Consider the following 19,583-nt stretch of genomic DNA (forward strand, 5'->3'; position numbering starts at 1 on the left):
AAATTATCCTTTAGTCATGGTTGTTGGCAACCAAGTGACGATCTCGGGGAAAGCGGTGATCACTACAACAGCAGCCATTAATAAAAAGAAGAAAGGCAAAGCGGCTTTGGCCACATAAAGAATGTTTTTCCCCGTTAAACTTTGGATGACAAACAAATTAAAGCCAACTGGCGGTGTAATTTGCGACATTTCAACGACGAGTACAATATAAATACCAAACCATAATGGATCAATACCCGCTTGTGTGACCATCGGTAAAACAACCGATGTGGTCAAGACAACAACAGAGATGCCATCTAAGAAACAACCTAAAATAACAAATAGAATAGTTAATAAAAATAGCAGCATATAAGGCGATAACTGCATGATGGAGATCTCTTCTGCGAGCATTCTTGGTAAGCCAATAAACCCCATGGCAACGGTCAAAAAAGCCGCGCCAGCAAGAATGAAAAGGATCATACACGATGTCTTAACCGCACCCATTAAGCTATCGGTTAAGGTTTGCCAAGTTAAGCTGCGACTGGTTATCGCTAAAATTAATGATCCTAATACGCCAAAAGAGGCTGCTTCTGTTGGTGTAGTGATGCCAGCATAAATAGAACCTAAAACAAAAATGACTAAGCACGCGACAGGAATAAGTTTAAGGAGTGCTTTAAACTTAGTTGATGTCGAATAATGAGTGTCATCGACAGGCATACGAGCTTTATTTTTGATTGACCAAAAAATGGTGTAGCCAATAAACATTAGTACAAGCATTAAGCCGGGTAATGCGCCAGCGATAAACAAGCGACTAATGGAAACTTCGGCTGAAACGCCGTAAACGATTAAGATGATTGAAGGTGGAATGAGCAAACCCAAGGTACCCGATCCTGCAAGAGTGCCAATCGCCATTTTATCGTCATAGCCTTTACGCTTGAGCTCTGGCAGCGTCATTTTTCCTATTGTTGCCGCGGTGGCGGCGGAAGAACCAGAAACCGCAGCAAACATTCCGCAACTCAGAATATTAACGTGGAGTAGCGCCCCCGGGATTCGACTTAACCATGGTGTTAATCCTTCAAAAAGATCGTTAGAAAGTCGGGTCCGAAATAAAATCTCTCCCATCCAAATAAAAAGCGGAAGTGCGGCTAACGACCAATCGGATACCGTTCCCCATGTTGTTGTGCCATAAATAAGCCCAAATGAGTCGTTTCCGATCAATAACATACCAACGATCGCAACGGAAATTAATGACAGCGCAACCCATGTTCCACTTGCTAGCAGAGAAAATAATACCACAAGCAATATTGCCCCAATGGATAACTCATTCATGATTATTCCTTACAGAGGTAGGCATATCAATTGTGTCAGATTCAGCCAGTTCTTCTTCTTCCGACTTTGGTATTGGTGTACCGAATAACCAACTACAAATGGCACTATCAATGACAGCAATAGCAAAAATCACAGCGCCAATAGACATAGGAAGTTGGACTACCCAAAGTGGAATTGGAATATAACCGGAAGTTACCTCTTCAAATACCCAAGATTCCCAAACCATATAAGTTAATTGATAGGCAAGGAAAATAACGAGTAACGCAGCAATGGTTAAAACTAGACGTTCTAGCCACAACAGTGCATTTTTACTTAAGCGAGATGTAAATAAACTTACGCGAATATGCGTACCACTGCGAAAGGTATACGCCAATGCAAGGAAACTTGCTGAGGCCAATAAATAACCAGCAAAGTCATCACTTGAAGGAATAACAATACCGAACCAACGCCCGGTTACTCTGGTTAGAATAACAAGACAAATGATCACAATACTCAGCCCTGAAACCGTACCTGCGAAGGTATAAACTCTATCGAGTATGGTACGCATAATCTAATCCCTAGTTTATTTACTTTGGTAAGTATCAAGAATAGCTTTGCCTTCTGGGCCCGCCTCTTTCAGCCATTCTTTTGTCATTACATCACCTACGGCTTTTAATGAGGTCATTAATTCAGCGCTTGGTTTGGCAACGGTAATACCTTTATCTGCTAGTTCTTGAGTTTTCTCCGTTGTCTCCTTTATCGCCATATTCCAGCCACGATTTTCAGCTTTTTTAGACATCTCAAGTAATGCTGTTTGAGACTCTTTTGATAAACGTTTAAAGGCTCGCTTGTTGACGATAACCATATTTTTAGGGATCCAAGCTTGCACATCGGTATAGTTCTTTAAGTAATCCCAGGATTGGCTGCTAACGCCTGTGGTAGGTGAGGTGATCATCATATCGATAATGCCGGTTGAGAAAGCTTGAGGGATCTCGACAGTTTGAACCGTGGTTGGCGTCGCACCTAATAATATGGATAAACGGGATAATGTTGGACTATAAGCACGCATTTTTCCGCCCTTAATATCATTAACCGTTTTAATCTGATTTTTACTATAAATGCCTTGTGGCGGCCACGGTACTGAGTAAAGCAACATCATGCCGTCTTTATCTAGCTTTTTTTCTAATGCGGGTTTAGAGGCGGAATATAGCGCTTTTGCTTGCTCGAAATTGGTGGCTAAAAAAGGGATGTTATCGAGTTTATAAATAGGATCACTGTTGCCTAAAATTCCAATAAATACCTCACCAATAGGAACTTGCTGGGTACGAACTGCACGAGCGATTTCAGTATGCTTAATAAGAGATGCACCAGAATGAACAACAATGTCCAATTCTCCATTAGTGGCCTGTTTCACATCTTTAGCAAACTGAATGATGTTTTGAGTGTGATGTGTTGCATCAACATAAGGGGTGGCCATATCCCAGCGAGTGGAGGCAATACTTGGCGTGCAAGTCAGCAATACTGATAATGTAATGAGTGTTTTATTTAATAGCTTTGTCTTTAGTCGTGAATTTATCATGGTCTTTCCCTCTATTGTTTTACCTTGGTTTTTATCGGTAAACATAATCGTGACAAAAATAAACGGCTTTTTGTTGTGGATGTTTTCAATTGATGAAAACGGAGTATCTTTATTAATTCATCCTGAATAAGATTTGTACATTAACGAGATCTAAACAAATTGACAACATGTTAAAAACAAATAGGATGTAGTTTGTATTCATTTTGTGTTCTATGTTTATATTTTGAACATTTTACGAAGAGCGGGAAGGGAGTATCCATAAATGAAGCTTAATTGTGATCTTGGTGAAAGTTACGGAATTTGGTCGTTAGGGCGAGATGAATCCGTTATGCCGTATATTGACATGGCAAACATTGCTTGTGGATTTCACGCCTCTGATCCTGATGTCATGGCGGCTACAATACAGCTAGCAATTAAACATAACGTTTTGATTGGTGCTCATCCTGGCTATGATGACAAAAAAGGATTTGGTCGCCGTTCAATACCGCATACTCATGATGAATTAAAACACCTACTAATGTACCAAGTAGGTGCTATACAGGGAATTTGTTGGCTTAATAGTGCTGGGATTGGTTACATAAAACCACATGGTGCTTTATACAACGATATGATGGCACATGAATCTGTTTATAGAGCGATTGTGGAGGCCATTGCCCAGTCTAAATTGGATATTCCTTTGATGATTTTAGCGAGAGCGGATAATCAGGCGTATCAAGATATTGCTAATAAATATAGTGTTAAATTGCTTTTTGAAGCTTTTGCTGATCGAGCCTACAACATGCAAGGTCATTTAGTATCTAGAAATATCGATGGCTCGGTATATCATGATGAGCAAAAGATTATTAACCAAGTGGTTCAATTGGTCGAAGAGGGAACGGTCACCACTCTGGAAGGGGGCGATATTGCTCTGCAAGCCGATACCATTTGTGTTCATGGTGATAATGATAAATCAGTGGCAACCATTAGCCGCTTAAGAAAAGCGCTAACTCGATGATCAAGAAAACACGAGCCAAGTATCAAGTGGATGATCAGGCTACGAGTAGTCAACAAACCCTACAACGTGTGATTTTGCTTTCTGAGACGGCAATAATGGTTTATGTGGGGGACAGTGTTGATATAAGCCGCGTGTCTAAGTTGGCACTACTGTGCGACAACATTAGACAGCATTTCCCTGAATTACTCGATATTATCCCATCCTATACCAGTATTTTGATTGAATTTCATCCACTGCATACTAACGTGGCGGAACTTGAAGAGTTTCTATTAAGCTCACTTACTACATTCGATCAATTAGAAGCGATAACGCAGCCTAAAATTATCCATTTACCCGTTTACTATCATCCTGAAGTCGCACCAGATTTAATTTCTTTAGCCCAATCTCATTCGATTAATATTGATGATGTTATTCAATTACATTGTGAAGTCGAATATACCGTGTGCGCGATTGGTTTTGCGCCTGGATTTGCATTTTTAGGATCAGTAAACGAAATAATTGCTACGCCACGCCACTTAGAACCTCGTCTCCATGTTATGAAGGGAAGTGTCGGTATTGCCGATCAACAAACGGCAGTATATCCCGCTAACTCTCCCGGTGGTTGGCAAATTATTGGCAATTGCCCAACTAACTTGTTTAATCCAAATATAGAACCTATAACTCCATTTTGTGTTGGCGATAAAGTTCGTTTTGAACCGGTGGATAGAAAAACCTTCCTTGAATTAGGAGGGAGGATATGAATGCACTATATGTAGTATCATCTGGAATGTTAACGCTTATCCAAGATCTTGGTCGGCAAAAAGTAGGGCACTTGGGCTTAAGTGCTGGGGGCCCTGCTGATGTACATGCTTTTTGTTGGGCGAACCGTTTGGTTGGCAACCGTTCAGATAGACCGGCTTTGGAAATAACCTTTGGTAAAGTGATTTTAAGAGCACAGTGTGACGTAATGCTGGCACTGACTGGAGCGGAAATGTCAGCCAGTATTGATGGCATAGCGATCGGAAACTGGCGTTCATTTTTGTTAAAACAAGGGCAAGAACTAAAACTCGGTTATGCAAAGAAAGGTTTTCGCGCCTATTTAGCGATACAAAATGGCATTAATGTGCCTAAATCGTATGGCAGCGCGGCAACGGTTGTGCGTAATCAATTGGGCGGTTTAGCTCAATCCCCCGGACGGGCATTGCAAGAGGGTGACTCATTCGGTAATGGTAATTCTGTGAATGAAATATTGGAACCGAAATTTGTGCCACCTCGATTTATTCCCCAATACCATCAAGATGTGAAGATCGGTGTGTTTGAAACCTATCAAGAAAATCTATTTCCTAAAAAACAAAAAAATAAATTTTATTCCAATGCTTACGCTGTCAGTGACAAGCTAGATAGAATGGGGATCCGCTTACAAGGTGAAGTTATTTTTGCTGAGCGTGAAGGGCAACCAGTTAAAGGTATTTTGTCGGAAGGCATTGCTCATGGTTCGATTCAATTTCCACCTAATGGGCAACCGATTATTTTAATTAACGACCGTCAAACCTTGGGGGGTTACCCCAAACTAGGCTGTGTTTCGAAAATGAGCTTAATGCGTTTAGCACAAGCAAGACCAGGAGTGAACCTGCATTTTTATCCAGCTGACATGGCGCAAGAGACAGAGAATTACGTTAAATTTTTAAAATTTTTCGATATTTAATTGAATTGGTTTCATTCAATGGATTTAAATGAATACTGGAACTTTATTGGAAGGGAATGAAAATATGGAAACGGTATTAGTGACAGGAAGTTCTCGAGGCATTGGGCTAGAACTCACTCGTCAATTTTTGGATTTAGACTATGAAGTTATCGCCACTTATCGTGGAAAACCATCGTCTTCTCTTAGTCAGTTAGCGGGCGAACATCAATATTTGCGTCTTATTAATCTTGAAGTAACTCATCAGGATTCTATCCTTGGATTGGCTAAGCACTTGAAAGGTATCAAGCTTGATATAATCGTAAACAATGCTGGCATTAGTGATCCTTCGGATGGCGATCTAGATTCATTAACTGCTGTCGATTGGGCCAATACGTTTGCAGTGAATACCATTGCACCGCTTATGGTCAGCCGTGCTTTATTAGATAATTTACGCTTATCGTCAAACCCAAGAATTATTACTATTTCGAGTCAAATGGGATCGTTAAATCATCAAGGTACTGGGCGATATGCTTATCGAAGCTCGAAAGCAGCAGCCAATAAAGTTATGCAAGTTTTAGCTCAAGATCTAGACGCTGATAAAATTATCGTTTGTCCGATTCATCCGGGTTGGGTACAAACCGACATGGGCGGTACGATGGCAGATATTACCGTTGTACAAAGTGCCACGGGCATTATTGATTTAATTCATCATTTAACAATGGAACATAGTGGGCGATTTTTCACTTGGAATGGTGAGGAACACCAGTGGTGATATTTTAAAATATGAACGCTATGATTTTTAACTTATAGGCATGAATTTTTCATATTAAACCTTTAAGCCGCAGTCAAATATGTCTGCGGTTTTTTTATATCTGCTGGCAGCTTAAAACGGAGTAGACGTTGGAATACCATATCCATAATAATAATTGTATACAATAATGTCTTAAAGATTAATTGGTTATAAAATTGTTGCAAAAATGTGATCTTAAAAAGTTGACTCATTAGTCAGGAAAGCTAATACTTATTTCAAATGAAGTAGAAGATAAACCTGAATATCAGGTGTTCAAATACTAATAATAAATATGAAGCAATGCGCCATACTTAGATTATCTCAATAGATATGATTTGTGATGAAGGCGAAATGACGATACAGGGAGTTAACGTGATTACATTCTTACTTAATCAAACATTAAAGCGTGAAAGTAACCTTTCACCGAATATGACGGTGTTGAATTACCTTCGCACTGAGATTAAAAAAACCGGAACCAAAGAAGGGTGCGGTTCGGGTGACTGCGGTGCTTGCACTGTGGTTTTAGGCGAGCTGGTGGATGGTAAGCTTGAATATCGTAGTGTGAATTCATGCTTAACGTTTGTCTCGTCATTGCATGGTAAGCAATTGATCACGGTTGAAGATCTTCAGAATAAATCATCATTACATCCTGTGCAAAAGGCATTAGTGGATTTTCATGGTTCGCAATGTGGTTATTGTACGCCTGGCTTTATTATGTCGATGTTTGCTCTGAGTAAAAACAAACCCAATGCCGATAAAGAAGATGTGATGGAATCTCTGGCTGGCAACTTGTGTCGGTGTACCGGATATCGCCCCATTGTTGATGCCGCGCTTTCATTAAGCTCAGACAAACCTTTGCTTGATCAATTTGCTGAACTTGAGCAACAAACGATTGCCAAGCTTGAAAAAATTGATCGCAAAACCTTGCCGATGGTGCAGGGTAATTTAACCAGTTTCTCTCCAACCAAGACCGCCGAGTTAGCGGATTTATATCTATGTCACCCGAAAGCAAAACTGGTGGCTGGTGGTACTGATCTCGCATTAGAAGTAACACAATTCCACCGTGAAATTGAAACCTTAATTAATGTCACTGGTGTGGCAGACATGAAAACCATCACGGAAACGGAACAAGATATTGTGATTGGCGCCAATATGCCGATCAGCGATTGTTATTCAACATTGGTCAAATACTACCCAGACTTTGGTCAACTGCTTCATCGTTTTGCCTCTTTACAAGTGCGTAACCAAGGTACTATTGGGGGGAATGTCGCCAATGCGTCTCCTATTGGTGATACCCCCCCTCTTCTTATTGCATTAAATGCGCGTATTACCTTGCGTAAAGGAGAGAAAACTCGCACTTTGCCGATTGATGAGTATTTCATTAATTATAAAGTAACGGCTCAGCAAGAGTCAGAATTCATTGAAAAAATCTTCATACCGAAACCATTGGATCTCAATGCTAAATTCAGCGCTTATAAGTTATCTAAGCGTTTAGATGACGATATTTCAGCCGTTTGTGGCGCATTTAATTTGACGATTGAAAATGATGTAGTAACCGATGCAAGAGTGGCATTTGGTGGCATGGCTGCGATTCCAAAACGAGCAGCATTATGTGAGAAAGCATTAATTGGCAAGCAGTGGAATAAACAAACCGCTGAAGAGGCGATGCTCGCAATGGATCAAGATTTTGAGCCTTTGTCTGATTTTCGTGCCAGTAAAGAATATCGCAGTAAAACGGCTTGCAATATGTTGATGCGCTTTTTTCTTGAGCAACAAACACAAGCAATCACACAAATAAATAGCCAAAAATTTAAGCAAAACAGTATTGAAACGAGGGTCACGTCTTATGTCTAGTCAAAACAAAAAAACATTAAGCTACGATGAGCTGATGACTCAATACAAACAAGATCTGAAAACGGGTGTTGGTAAGCCTGTTAAGCACGATAGCGCCGATAAGCAAGTGACAGGCGAAGCCGTTTATGTGGATGATCGTTTGGAATTTCCCAATCAACTGCATATATATTGCCGCTTAAGTACAGAGGCACATGCCAAAATTCTCAGTATTGATACAAGCCCTTGTTATGAAATCGATGGGGTTGAGATCGCGATCACCAGTAAAGATATTCCGGGCCAGTTAGATATTGGCGCGGTATTCCCCGGCGATCCATTGCTGGCTGATGGCATTGTGGAATATTACGGTCAACCCATTATTGCTGTTGCCGCAAAAGATATGGAAACGGCTCGTAAAGCTGCTCTTGCGGCTAAAATTGAATTTGAACCTTTGCCCGCTATTTTGGATGTGAAAGAAGCGTTGGAGAAAGAGTTTTTTGTGCATGATACTCATGTTCAGCAGCGCGGTGATTATCAAACAGCATTAGCCTCAGCAAAGCATGTGCTAGAAGGGCATATTAATGTTGGCGGCCAAGAGCATTTCTATTTAGAAACTCAAGCCAGTAGCGTCGTCCCGAGTGAAGATGGCGGGGTGATTGTTTATACCTCAAGCCAAAATCCAACCGAAATTCAGAAAGTTGTGGCCGAAGTGTTAGGCGTTTCGATGCACAAAGTGGTGGTGGATATGCGCCGCATGGGTGGCGGTTTTGGTGGTAAAGAAACCCAAGCGAATGCCCCTGCGTGTTTGGCTGCGGTGATCGCTCGTTTAACCGGAAAGCCTGCCAAAATGCGTTTATGGCGTAATGATGATATGACCATGACAGGTAAACGTCATCCATTTTATAACCAATATAAAGTCGGGTTTGATGATGATGGACGCATCACTGGAATTGACTTATCAGTAGCAGGAAACTGTGGTTATTCGATTGATTTATCGCATTCGATTGTCGATCGCGCCATGTTCCACTCGGATAATGCTTATTATCTTGGTGATGCAAAAGTGGTGGGTTATCGCTGTAAAACTCACACTGCCTCTAATACCGCTTATCGTGGCTTTGGTGGCCCGCAAGGCATGATGACAATTGAACATATCATGGATGAAATTGCGCATCATCTTGGTAAAGATCCATTAGCGGTTCGCAAACAAAACTATTACGGACTCGAAGATAGAAACGTTACCCACTATTACCAAACCGTAGAAGATAATTGCTTATTTGAGATCACTGAGCAGCTTGAAAAAACCAGTGAGTACCAAAAACGCCGTCAAGAAATCGCGCAATATAATGCCAATAGCCCAATCTTGAAGAAAGGGATTGCTTTAACGCCAGTGAAGTTTGGTATTTCGTTTACAGCAACATTCTTGAACCAAGCCGGGGCGCTGATCCATATTTATACTGATGGTAGCATCCACTTAAACCACGGTGGTACGGAGATGGGGCAAGGGCTGAATATCAAAGTAGCGCAAATTGTGGCGCAAGAATTCAGTGTTGATGTTGACCAGATTCAGATCACTGCCACCAATACCGATAAAGTGCCGAATACCTCGCCAACCGCTGCGTCATCTGGTACCGATTTGAATGGCAAAGCGGCTCAAAATGCAGCGTTAACTATTAAAGCTCGTTTAATTGAATTTGCGGCAAACCATTACAAAGTAACGCCAGAAGAAGTGGTATTTAACAATGGTATTGTGCAAGTTCGCGAGCAATTGATCCCATTTGCAGATTTTATTCAGCAAGCTTATTTCAACCAAGTGTCGCTATCGAGCACGGGTTTTTATCGCACGCCTAAGATTTATTACGATCATGAAAAAGCGTGTGGTCGCCCATTCTATTATTTTGCTTATGGTGCTTCTTGCTCTGAAGTGATTGTGGATACGCTAACGGGCGAATACAAAATTCTGCGGGCGGATATTTTGCATGATGTGGGCGCATCGCTAAACCCAGCCATTGATATTGGCCAGATTGAAGGTGGCTTTATTCAAGGCGTCGGTTGGTTAACTACAGAAGAGCTAGTGTGGAATGAGAAAGGTCGTTTGATGACCAATGGCCCTGCTGGCTACAAGATCCCAGCCATTGCAGATATGCCGATTGATTTTAGAACTGAGATTGTACAAAACCGAACCAATCCAGAAGACACGGTATTTAATTCGAAAGCGGTGGGTGAGCCTCCGTTTATGTTGTGCATGTCAGTTTGGAGCGCATTGAAAGATGCAGTGCATGCGGTTGCGCTGGAAAATGTAAAATCAGGTGACAACGTCACAGTTCAGCTGGATACACCTGCCACACCAGAGCGAATGTTATGGGCGATGGAAAGAGCGCGATCAGGGGCTGGAATAAAAAAGGAAGTGTTGAGTAAAGCAAAAAATATCAAAGCATAGTATGAATAACGTCGTTTAACGTCATTCCAAAGAGCGCAAGAAAAAACGCGGTTTGGAATTGTCGAAGGGTGTTTATTTAGATCCTAACTTTTGCTCCTTAGCCACTGTTCAGGATGACGTGTAGCTTGATTGAGGCTATGAGAAGGACTTTAAAATGACTCAATATAAAAAACATCAAAATCCTGTGAGCCAAGCTTCGTGGATCCAGCACCTTGCATACCTTGAACTACAGGGTGAAGAGTGTGTACTTGTTACCGTGTTGGAAGATAAAGGTTCGGTGCCACGTGATGCAGGAACCAAAATGATTGTGACGCGTAATGATCTGTTTGCCACTATTGGCGGTGGACATTTAGAGCATTTAGCCACTCAAATGGCGCGTGAAATCTTACTCAAAGATGAGAATAAAACGCATGTTGAGCGCTTTAACTTAGGCGCTAGATTAGGGCAATGTTGTGGTGGAATGGCAACGTTAAGTTTTGAACCTATTGGCTTTAATCAACATCATTTAGTGTTATTTGGCGCCGGTCATGTGGCAAAAGCACTCGTTAATATTGTGCAAACACTGCCGTTTAAAATCACCTGGATTGATGAACGTGAAGCCGAGTTTCCAGATCAACTTGCCCCTAATGTGCGTAAACTGGTGAGCGATGATCCCGTTGGTGAAATCAAACACATGCCTGCAAATAGCTACTATTTAGTGATGACACATAATCATCAATTAGACTTTAATTTAGCACGCGAAATTTTAACCCAAGATAATGCTTGTTACTTTGGCATGATTGGGTCGCTAACCAAGCGTAAGAAGTTTGACTTACGTTTGTCACACCGTGGTTTTAGCCTTGAGATAGCCGAGAAAATGGTATGCCCAATAGGGATCTCTATGGTGAAAGGAAAGCATCCGGCTGAAATCGCGGTGTCGGTTGCGGGTGAATTGATCGCTCATTATCAAGGGCAACAACTCGAACAAAAAAGACCAATAAAACAACATGGATTGGCTGGCTAGAGGCATGAGTTAAATAGATACATTAGTTCAATAAAGAGAAGAGTCGGATCCGACAAACCAACCGCGCCGTTAACATAATTCACAAGGAAGTATTTTTATGCCACACCACAAAACCGCGTATCGTAGCGCCATCATTCAGATTATTGCTGATCCAAAAGATGTCGGCATTGAGCAAGCGTACCGCTATTTTGAAGATGGTTTATTGGTTGTCGAAAATGGCAAAATCGTTGATGTTGGCGATCATATGGAAACCATTGCTAAGCACAATGGCGACATGAAAATGATTAATTATCAGGATAAAATCATCACTGCGGGTTTTGTTGATACGCATATTCATTATCCACAAACCGGCATGATTGCTTCTTATGGTGAGCAGCTTTTAGATTGGCTGGAAAACTACACTTTTCCAGAAGAAGAACGGTTTAAAGATCCTGAGTATGCAGCCAAAGTGGCGAAGATTTTTCTCGATGAACTGGCAAGTAATGGCACCACGACAGCATTGGTCTTTGGGACGGTGCACAAACAATCGGTGGATGTGTTTTTCCAAGAAGCCAAGCGTCGTGATTTACGCATGATTTGCGGCAAAGTATTAATGGATCGTAATGCGCCAGAGTATTTAACCGACACCCCAGAAAGTGGTTATAAAGACTCAAAAGATTTGATCGAAAAATGGCATGGTAATGGCCGCCTGTCTTATGCAGTCACGCCTCGTTTTGCACCGACTAGCAGCCCTGAACAATTAGCGACTGTAGGGCAGTTATTGAAAGAATACCCAAGTGTTTATATGCATACTCATTTGTCTGAAAACAAACAAGAGATTGAATGGGTTAAATCACTGTTTCCTGAGCGTGAAGGCTATCTTGATGTGTACGATCATTATGGTTTATTACATCAACGTTCGGTCTTTGCTCATGGTGTTCATTTATCGGATTGTGAATGTCAGCGTCTCTCTGACACTGGCTCTGCTATTGCTTTTTGTCCAACCTCAAATCTATTTTTAGGCTCAGGACTGTTTGATCTAACCCGCTTAGAAGAATATGGCGTACGGGTGGGAATGGGCACCGATGTTGGCGCAGGCACCAGCTTTTCACTGATGCAAACCATGAGCGAAGCTTATAAAGTGATGCAACTGCAGCAGCAAAAATTACATCCGGTGAAATCTTTATACCAAGCCACATTAGGTGGTGCCAAGGCACTCTATCTGGATGATAAAATTGGCAGCTTAGAAGTGGGTAAAGAAGCGGATTTTGTGGTGCTCGAACCCAATGCCACCACGTTGATGAAGTTTCGAATGCAACAAGCGAAAACCTTAGAAGAAAAGCTGTTTGTATTAATGAGTTTAGGCGATGACCGTACCGTTCATGCGACTTATATCAATGGTAATCTGGCCTATAAGCAATAAATCTCCTAGCACAATAACGTCGAATATATTGATATACGACGTTATTGTTATCGTTTTCAACCCGCAACGGGTGCTACACCTAACGTGAAATTCGATATATCTAACGCCAAACATGAGGCATTTTCTTCTGATAAATGAATCGTATTGTTCGCTATTCTTGCGTATTGAGCTGAACCTTCTGGCTCTCCACTATTTGGATTAACGTCAAACTTGGGGAAGTTACTACTCGAAATATCTAACCTAATTTTATGCCCTTTGGAAAATAAATTACACGTTGCGAAGGCTTCAACCTCAATCTTGTAAATATGCCCTTGCTGTAGACTCTCCGGTTGTTGCCATGACTTATGGTAGCGACAGCGGAAAATGCCATCGGTAATATTCATCGCAAAGCCTTGTGGATAATCTTCGTTTGATGGGGCTATATCGAGCAACTTGATGGTGAAATCGGTATCTGGCGCATCACTTTCGATAAAGAGTGTGGCTTTTACATTGCCCGCCACTAATATATCTTCATGTAAAGGCTGAGTTTCAAAAGATAAAATATCGCTTCTGTTATTGATTGGCTGTTCGCTTCCGGTACTTCCAAAAAATCGTGGGTCTTCAATTTGATTAAAGGCGCCTCCAACAAAAACTGGTTTGCCAGACGTTAATGCACCGCCTAATGTCGGAACGGGTTTTTTGGGATCAAACGAGTATGTGATAGCGGTTGGTGTCATTTCTTTAGATTGATGTAGCGAATAATCTTTATTTAAATACCAGGTTTGCGTGTTGGTTTCTGGTAGTGGCCATTGTGATGAGTGGATCCACTGGCCACCGTGGTTTCTTTTATGTTGCGGCGTTTTATTACCAGTGCCACCCCCCATTTGGAATACTTTGACTGCGGCATCGTTGCCACACTCACCATCAAGTAGCCAGCGAGTGAACCAATCTATTCTATACTGCAGCCAATTTTTACCTACATTGCCATCAAATGCAGCGTTCTCACTGAAGTCCACATCACCGCAATGGGTAACATTACGGTCACCATGTAGCCAAGGTCCCATGATCAAAGAGATCGGTGCTTTTTTATGAGCAGATAAAGCATTGTAGTTATCCAACGTGCTTTTGACATAAACGTCATACCAACTCGACATCAGTAGGATAGGGATATCGGGAATGTTTTGATAACTTTCTAAAGAATAAATGCCTGACTTTTTCCAAAAAGAGCTGAAACGACCCGCTTCCCATTGCTGTAATAAATACTCTTCATATTCAGGTAAGTGCTTAATTGGGGAGTGACCCTTAGACCACGGCATTTGCTTAAACCATTCAGTAATATCTTCATTGCTAAGCTGTTCTTTAAGTTTAGGATCAGCTTGAGCTTCGGGGCTAACTAAAGCTTGTCGATAAGCCCAAGTTGCTTGTTTTAGTTCAAAAGCTCCGCCTTGGCGAATGCCACACTCATAGGCACTGGAAAAACCACCAGAATCGAGCGACATACATTGCAAACCTGGAGGATTTAAACACGCTAAAGCCATTTGTGTATGTGCAGCATAAGAAAGTCCCATGGTGCCAATACTGCCATTACACCAAGGTTGTTGAATTAACCACTGGCAAGTATCAAAGCCATCTTCTGCTTCGTTGATGTACTTGATAAAAACGCCTGAAGATTTATAACGACCGCGACAATCTTGAAATACGCAGGCAAAACCTGCATTAGTAAAAGCTTTCGCCATTTCTTCTCGACTAAGCAGATGACCTGATACATCCACTTCTGAGCGTGAAGCTGCCTCTTTGTTATAGGGTGTTCGTTCTATTATAACGGGCCACGGGCCTTCAGAATGTTGTGGTAAATAAACGTCAGTGGCAAGCCGCTCTCCATCACGTGTTAATACCATCATATCCAATAATTTTTTCATGATTTTACTACCCATAGACCGCTAAACTAAGCGATAAAAATGCCATAGCGCAAAGAATAATGATTAAAAAGAATGGGAAGATATAACGCGCCCATTGTCCCCATCCAACCTGAGCGGTAGCAAGGAATATCAATAATCCGCTTGATGTTGGCGTTATGATATTAGTGGCACCGTTACCCATTAAGAATGCTAAAACGGTCGTTTGTGGATCGACACCTGCAAGTTGCCCAAGTGGGCCGAGAATTGGCATGGTAACGGCCGCTTGTCCTGACGTAGACGGTATAGCAACATCAATCAGTAGTTGTGAAAAAAACATCCCGTAAGCGGCTAGATTTGAATTATTCTCTCCAACCACTGAGGCGAGTGAATGAATGATGGTATCTAAAATTTGTCCTTTGGAAAGCAAGATGGCAACCGCCGTTGCTAAACCGATTAACACCCCTGCGATTAATACTTTCTTCATACCAGACACAAAAGCATCAACGGTTTCATTGGCCGTTAAACCACCTACGATGGCAAATAGAATGCCTAAGGATAAATAGTAAGCCGATAGCTCATTATATTTCCAATGCCACGTTTGAGATGCGTATACTAAAAAACCGATCCCCACCGCTAATGTTAATAAAACCCATGTATGACGAGTGGGTAACTTGGTTGAGTCCCAGCTCATTTCTATCGTGCTGTTTTTTGCTTCTTTTTTAATACTTCGTAAAACATAAAGAATGCCGATGATCATTAAAACAACATACACAAAAATGCGCATTCCCATACCACTAAAGACGGGAACACCCACCAATGGTTGAGCGATAGACAGGGCATAGGGATTGGTAATTGATGCCAAATAGCCTACCTTAACGGGAATAGCGACGATTGCGAGGCCAATTAAACTCGACATTCCCATGCGATTCGCCATCGCAACGACCATAGGTATAATGAGTAAATACTCCTTTGCCATTCCCATAAACGTACTGCCCATTGAGAAGATGATCATCATGGCAGGAACCAGTATATAAACATTACCTTTGGTCGCCGATAGCATCCGCTCCAGGCCTGTTTCAATCGCTCCCACTTTATTTAATACGCCAAACATGCCACCGATAAACAACACCATGAAAATCATGCCGGATTGTTTGTTAATAGCTTCGGGAATACTGACCAATGCATCAAGTAGGCTGACAGCATGAGCGGCTTCTTTTTGAGGGTAAATATTGATTAAATTAACCGGCGACACACTTTTTTCAAGCACTTGATAGGTACCCGGAACAATCAACTTACCATTTCGTTCAAATTTCCCTGAATCTAAGAAATAAGTCATTAACACGGCGGCTAAAACGACCAATAATAATATAATGACAGGATTCATTGATTTTTTAGATTTAGAGTCGGCTTGACTCATTAATGTTGAATCTTTTATGGTCACTGTTGAATTCCTTTTTCAATTAGCGATAACTGGGAAACTGTGAGCTAAGTTTGATCCATTCACAAGCGTATGACGATATGTCATTGATATATGCAGGTAAGGCATAATGAATATAAAGCAGCTCATGGCTCTGAAAGCAATAATGGCAACAGGCACAACAAAATCAGCAGCGTCACATCTTGGGTTATCACAATCAGGGGTTAGCCGTTTACTCACTCAACTAGAGTCTGAGTTAAACCTTGAATTATTTGAGCGAAGAAAAGGTCGGCTAATCGTGAAACCCGAAAGTCGTAATTTGCTGGTTAATGCGCTTCAATCGTTAAACTAACTAGAGCGGCTTTATGATGAGGCAGACGATATTAAAAAAGGCAGCTTACAAAAACAGGTGATTAAGTTAGCCGTCCCTTATACGTTCACTTCATTTATTATTCCTAAGTTGGTTACTCAGATTTTAGATCATTATCCTAATGTATTGGTCGAGTTGATCACGGGAAGTTATTCATTTATCGAACAATGTGTTGAGTCAGGGAAAGCGGGCCTTGGATTTACTCGTGTATATAATAATCCAAGGTTTGAATACACTCCGGTAGCATCGGGCACGTCTCTTTGTATTATGCCACGTGAGCATCCTTTATCTCGCCATCATACAATTACAGCTGAACTGTTGAATGGTTTGCCGTTAATATTGCTTGGGAAAAAAAGCGCTTCACGTAAAGATATCGATGCCTTTTTTATGGAGAACAAGATTAAACCTCAAGTGATCGTCGAGGCTCATTCAGTCGATGTCGCGTGCTCTTTAGTGGCAAACAATCTTGGTATTTCAAACGTCAATAGTGTTTTACTCAAAGGTGGTGATTATTCATCGATTGTATCTAAGCCTATTATCGATCTTCCCCGCTATCAATATGGCTTGATTACTCATGTAGGATCAGAATTAAATGATTTTGAATCCGAGTTATATGCAAAAGTGGGCGATTGGATGCGTCACTTACTCAATTAAATTCAATGTGATTAATGTCACGCTTTTGTGGGATTTTATAGTTGAGTTGAGAGTTGAATTTATGAAATGTGTGATGTTCCATCTTGCTATTCGTTTGTCATAAATAAGTATTATCAGTGAGGTTCATAAGGTGATGCCACGGTCACTCAACATATCCTTTATTTAAATTCTTTATAAAGTCAGATAGTTGCAGGTAACTTGGTTGTGTTAATCACCATTAATTTATATTAATGGTGATTTGGCTCAGATATGCAACGACTCACTTAGAAACGAAATGTCATGCCAACATTCGATTGGAATTGATTGACCCAATCAGACTCGAAATGAATAAGGCATTTGCTATTGCCTTGGTCGCTATAGCATAGAGCTGAATTATTATTATCGACCGAGGTACCCAGCCATCGAATTTGCGCATTCAGTGCTAGGTTGGAGGTAAAACGATACTCTAATCCAGCAAAACCTGTCGCGGAAAAGCCAATATTATTATCGACCCAATCGGCATCAACATAAGACCCACCGAGACCAACACCAATATAGCCGATAAAGTTTTCTGAAATAGGCATATCTAAGCTGCTTTGAAAATGCAGGTATTGAATGGACGAGTTTATATTCAGACCTTCTAGCTGTGCACTTTGTCGGGAATAGAATAATCCAACACGGCCCTTTTCTACGGGCACTTCAATCGCAAGTGCAAAACTACTTCTTCCTTCCATATCATAGGTGTTACCGCTGTCGTCCTCTACGCTTCCACCTAAGGTATAACCAATCATTGGCGTTATTATTAACTCAGCGTAGCTACTGCTAGTTGTCATGCAAAGTAAAAGTAAGCTATATCGTTTCATTGCTAAGCCTTGTGATAAGTGGGTTACACCGAGTGCCAATGTATTTTAGCCGTATAATAAATAATATTAACGCTGTTTTGTTCGATTACTATTTAGATCCGTGATGTGGTACTTAAACTTAACTGAAGGTGTATTTTATATATAACTTATGGTGCCGAATAAGAACAAAAAATAAAACCAACATAAGTGTAACTTTTAATAATAAAGCTTTACAATTCGTTGCTGCATATATGATCTAAGCCTTGGCTTTACTTTAAATATTTAGCTGCATGATTTGAATTGGTCGATAAGTAATACGTTAAGTCACCTTATAACATGAGGTTTAGCGGTAAAGGAGTTGTAATGAGAATCAAAGCTACTCAAGTAATATTGTTGAACATGTTGTGTGCTCCGATGGCTTGGGCTGAAACACCAAGTGCTTATGACCTGTGTTTGTTGGATAAAATAAAACAGCAAAGTGGTGATGAGACTATTGCTGAGCTACGAAAGCAGTGTGATTTGGATAACGTAACTCAAACCACGGAAGAAGAAAAACCGGAAGGAAACTTAGCCAGTCAACGATATCAATCAGAGCGTGAAACAGCATTTGAACCTTTTGTGATGACAGCTCATCGCCTCAACTATTTATTGCCAATTACGTATAGCAACAAAATTAATGAAAAAGCTTATGAGGGCACGGAGTGGTCTGAAGGGCTAGAACATGCAGAAGCAGAATTTCAAATTAGTTTTAAAGTACCCCTTAATTATGGCGATCTCATGGTTGAGGGAGATGCGCTGTATTTCGGCATGACGCTTAAATCATTTTGGCAAGTCTACGCAGATGAAATCTCTCGTCCATTTCGTGAAACTAATTACCGACCGGAAGTGTTTTATATCGCACCTACAGCATGGACTCCTTTTGATGGTAAAACAGCGGTAGGTTTTGGTATTGAACATGAATCCAATGGTCAACGACAAGATTTGTCTCGCAGTTGGAATCGTATTTACGCCCAGTTTTATTATTCCAAAGAAAACTTTTTGGTCGCAATCCAGCCTTGGTGGCGAATTCCTGAAGATAAGAAAAAGGATCCAATGGACTCAGATGGCGATGATAACCCAGATATCGAAGATTACATGGGACATTTTGAATTAACCAGTGCCTATAAAGTCAATAGTTTCGAGTTTTCTTTTTTAGGTCGAGAAAACTTTGCCACTCACAAAGGGTATGCTGAAGTCGGTGTTACATTCCCTATCTGGGGGAAAGTTAGAGCTTATGCGCAATACTCATCGGGTTACGGAAGCAGTTTGATTGATTACAACCAGAACCAGCAGAGAATAGGCCTAGGCATCGCGATAACCGGTTTATTGTAATAGGAGCCTCTGATTGATGAGGCGGCACTTTTTTATCCTTAAATGCCTAGTGACAAGGGCATGATTTTTTGAGTATATAGAACTTTTC

Annotated in this window: 17 protein-coding genes; 11 read left to right on the forward strand and 6 right to left on the reverse strand. The window is 41.1% G+C overall.

Features of this window, described 5'->3' with window-relative positions; genetic code table 11:
• Positions 1–3: 3 nt before the first annotated feature.
• From FH976_RS00095 to FH976_RS00105, 3 genes are read right to left on the reverse strand one after another with little or no spacing between them, the layout of a single operon-like run.
• A complete protein-coding gene (locus FH976_RS00095) occupies positions 4–1,308 on the reverse strand; it encodes a TRAP transporter large permease (RefSeq protein ID WP_194088874.1) in 1,305 nt (434 codons plus the stop codon).
• The gene (locus FH976_RS00100; protein ID WP_194088875.1) at positions 1,301–1,855 is read right to left on the reverse strand and encodes a TRAP transporter small permease; all 555 of its coding nucleotides are present in this window, start codon (positions 1,853–1,855) and stop codon (positions 1,301–1,303) included. Before FH976_RS00100 ends, FH976_RS00095 begins: the two co-directional genes overlap by 8 nt.
• 15 nt (positions 1,856–1,870) lie before the next feature.
• Entirely contained in the window at positions 1,871–2,866 is a 996-nt protein-coding gene (locus tag FH976_RS00105; RefSeq protein WP_194088876.1) for a TRAP transporter substrate-binding protein, read from the reverse strand.
• A 262-nt stretch (positions 2,867–3,128) separates the two neighbouring features.
• Between FH976_RS00105 and FH976_RS00110 the strand changes: the two genes are divergently transcribed.
• The 8 genes from FH976_RS00110 (at position 3,129) to guaD (ending at position 12,985) form a co-directional block, all read left to right on the forward strand.
• Positions 3,129–3,860 carry a 5-oxoprolinase subunit PxpA gene (locus FH976_RS00110; RefSeq protein WP_194088877.1) on the forward strand — a complete coding sequence of 244 codons (732 nt, stop codon included), beginning with the start codon at positions 3,129–3,131 and terminating at the stop codon, positions 3,858–3,860.
• The gene (gene pxpB, locus FH976_RS00115; protein ID WP_194088878.1) at positions 3,857–4,600 is read left to right on the forward strand and encodes a 5-oxoprolinase subunit PxpB; all 744 of its coding nucleotides are present in this window, start codon (positions 3,857–3,859) and stop codon (positions 4,598–4,600) included. Before FH976_RS00110 ends, pxpB begins: the two co-directional genes overlap by 4 nt.
• On the forward strand, positions 4,597–5,544 hold the full coding sequence (locus tag FH976_RS00120; protein WP_194088879.1) for a 5-oxoprolinase subunit C family protein: 948 nt from the start codon (positions 4,597–4,599) through the stop codon (positions 5,542–5,544). Before pxpB ends, FH976_RS00120 begins: the two co-directional genes overlap by 4 nt.
• Before the next feature lie 28 nt (positions 5,545–5,572).
• Complete coding sequence (locus tag FH976_RS00125) at positions 5,573–6,295, forward strand: SDR family oxidoreductase (RefSeq protein WP_228767285.1); 723 nt, start codon at positions 5,573–5,575, stop codon at positions 6,293–6,295.
• Positions 6,296–6,685: 390 nt separating this feature from the next.
• Complete coding sequence (gene xdhA / locus FH976_RS00130; protein WP_324187396.1) at positions 6,686–8,167, forward strand: xanthine dehydrogenase small subunit; 1,482 nt, start codon at positions 6,686–6,688, stop codon at positions 8,165–8,167.
• A complete protein-coding gene (gene xdhB / locus FH976_RS00135; protein WP_194088881.1) occupies positions 8,160–10,580 on the forward strand; it encodes a xanthine dehydrogenase molybdopterin binding subunit in 2,421 nt (806 codons plus the stop codon). Before xdhA ends, xdhB begins: the two co-directional genes overlap by 8 nt.
• Positions 10,581–10,734: 154 nt before the next feature.
• The gene (gene xdhC / locus FH976_RS00140; RefSeq protein ID WP_194950268.1) at positions 10,735–11,583 is read left to right on the forward strand and encodes a xanthine dehydrogenase accessory protein XdhC; all 849 of its coding nucleotides are present in this window, start codon (positions 10,735–10,737) and stop codon (positions 11,581–11,583) included.
• A gap of 97 nt (positions 11,584–11,680) precedes the next feature.
• Positions 11,681–12,985 (forward strand): guanine deaminase, encoded by a 1,305-nt coding sequence (guaD, locus tag FH976_RS00145; protein WP_194088882.1) that lies wholly within the window; start codon positions 11,681–11,683, stop codon positions 12,983–12,985.
• A gap of 56 nt (positions 12,986–13,041) precedes the next feature.
• Here the strand turns inward: guaD and FH976_RS00150 are convergent, their stop codons facing one another.
• Both FH976_RS00150 and FH976_RS00155 read right to left on the reverse strand, forming a co-directional pair.
• Positions 13,042–14,883, reverse strand: coding sequence for a CocE/NonD family hydrolase (locus FH976_RS00150; RefSeq protein ID WP_194088883.1), 1,842 nt, complete (start codon positions 14,881–14,883; stop codon positions 13,042–13,044).
• Between the two features lie 7 nt (positions 14,884–14,890).
• A complete protein-coding gene (locus FH976_RS00155; RefSeq protein WP_324187397.1) occupies positions 14,891–16,303 on the reverse strand; it encodes a YfcC family protein in 1,413 nt (470 codons plus the stop codon).
• Between the two features lie 106 nt (positions 16,304–16,409).
• Here FH976_RS00155 and FH976_RS00160 point away from each other — a divergent pair, with 106 nt between their 5' ends.
• Both FH976_RS00160 and FH976_RS00165 read left to right on the forward strand, forming a co-directional pair.
• Positions 16,410–16,631 (forward strand): LysR family transcriptional regulator, encoded by a 222-nt coding sequence (locus FH976_RS00160; protein ID WP_194088884.1) that lies wholly within the window; start codon positions 16,410–16,412, stop codon positions 16,629–16,631.
• Between the two features lie 57 nt (positions 16,632–16,688).
• Entirely contained in the window at positions 16,689–17,303 is a 615-nt protein-coding gene (locus FH976_RS00165; protein ID WP_194088885.1) for a LysR substrate-binding domain-containing protein, read from the forward strand.
• Positions 17,304–17,566: 263 nt separating this feature from the next.
• Here FH976_RS00165 and FH976_RS00170 read toward each other — a convergent pair whose 3' ends face one another.
• Entirely contained in the window at positions 17,567–18,145 is a 579-nt protein-coding gene (locus FH976_RS00170; protein ID WP_194088886.1) for a porin family protein, read from the reverse strand.
• A gap of 342 nt (positions 18,146–18,487) precedes the next feature.
• Between FH976_RS00170 and FH976_RS00175 the strand changes: the two genes are divergently transcribed.
• Positions 18,488–19,495, forward strand: a complete 1,008-nt coding sequence (locus FH976_RS00175; protein WP_194088887.1) for a phospholipase A — start codon at positions 18,488–18,490, stop codon at positions 19,493–19,495.
• Positions 19,496–19,583: the final 88 nt, after the last annotated feature.

It is taken from the genome of Vibrio hibernica, from assembly GCF_015223435.1.
GTDB lineage: Bacteria > Pseudomonadota > Gammaproteobacteria > Enterobacterales > Vibrionaceae > Vibrio > Vibrio hibernica.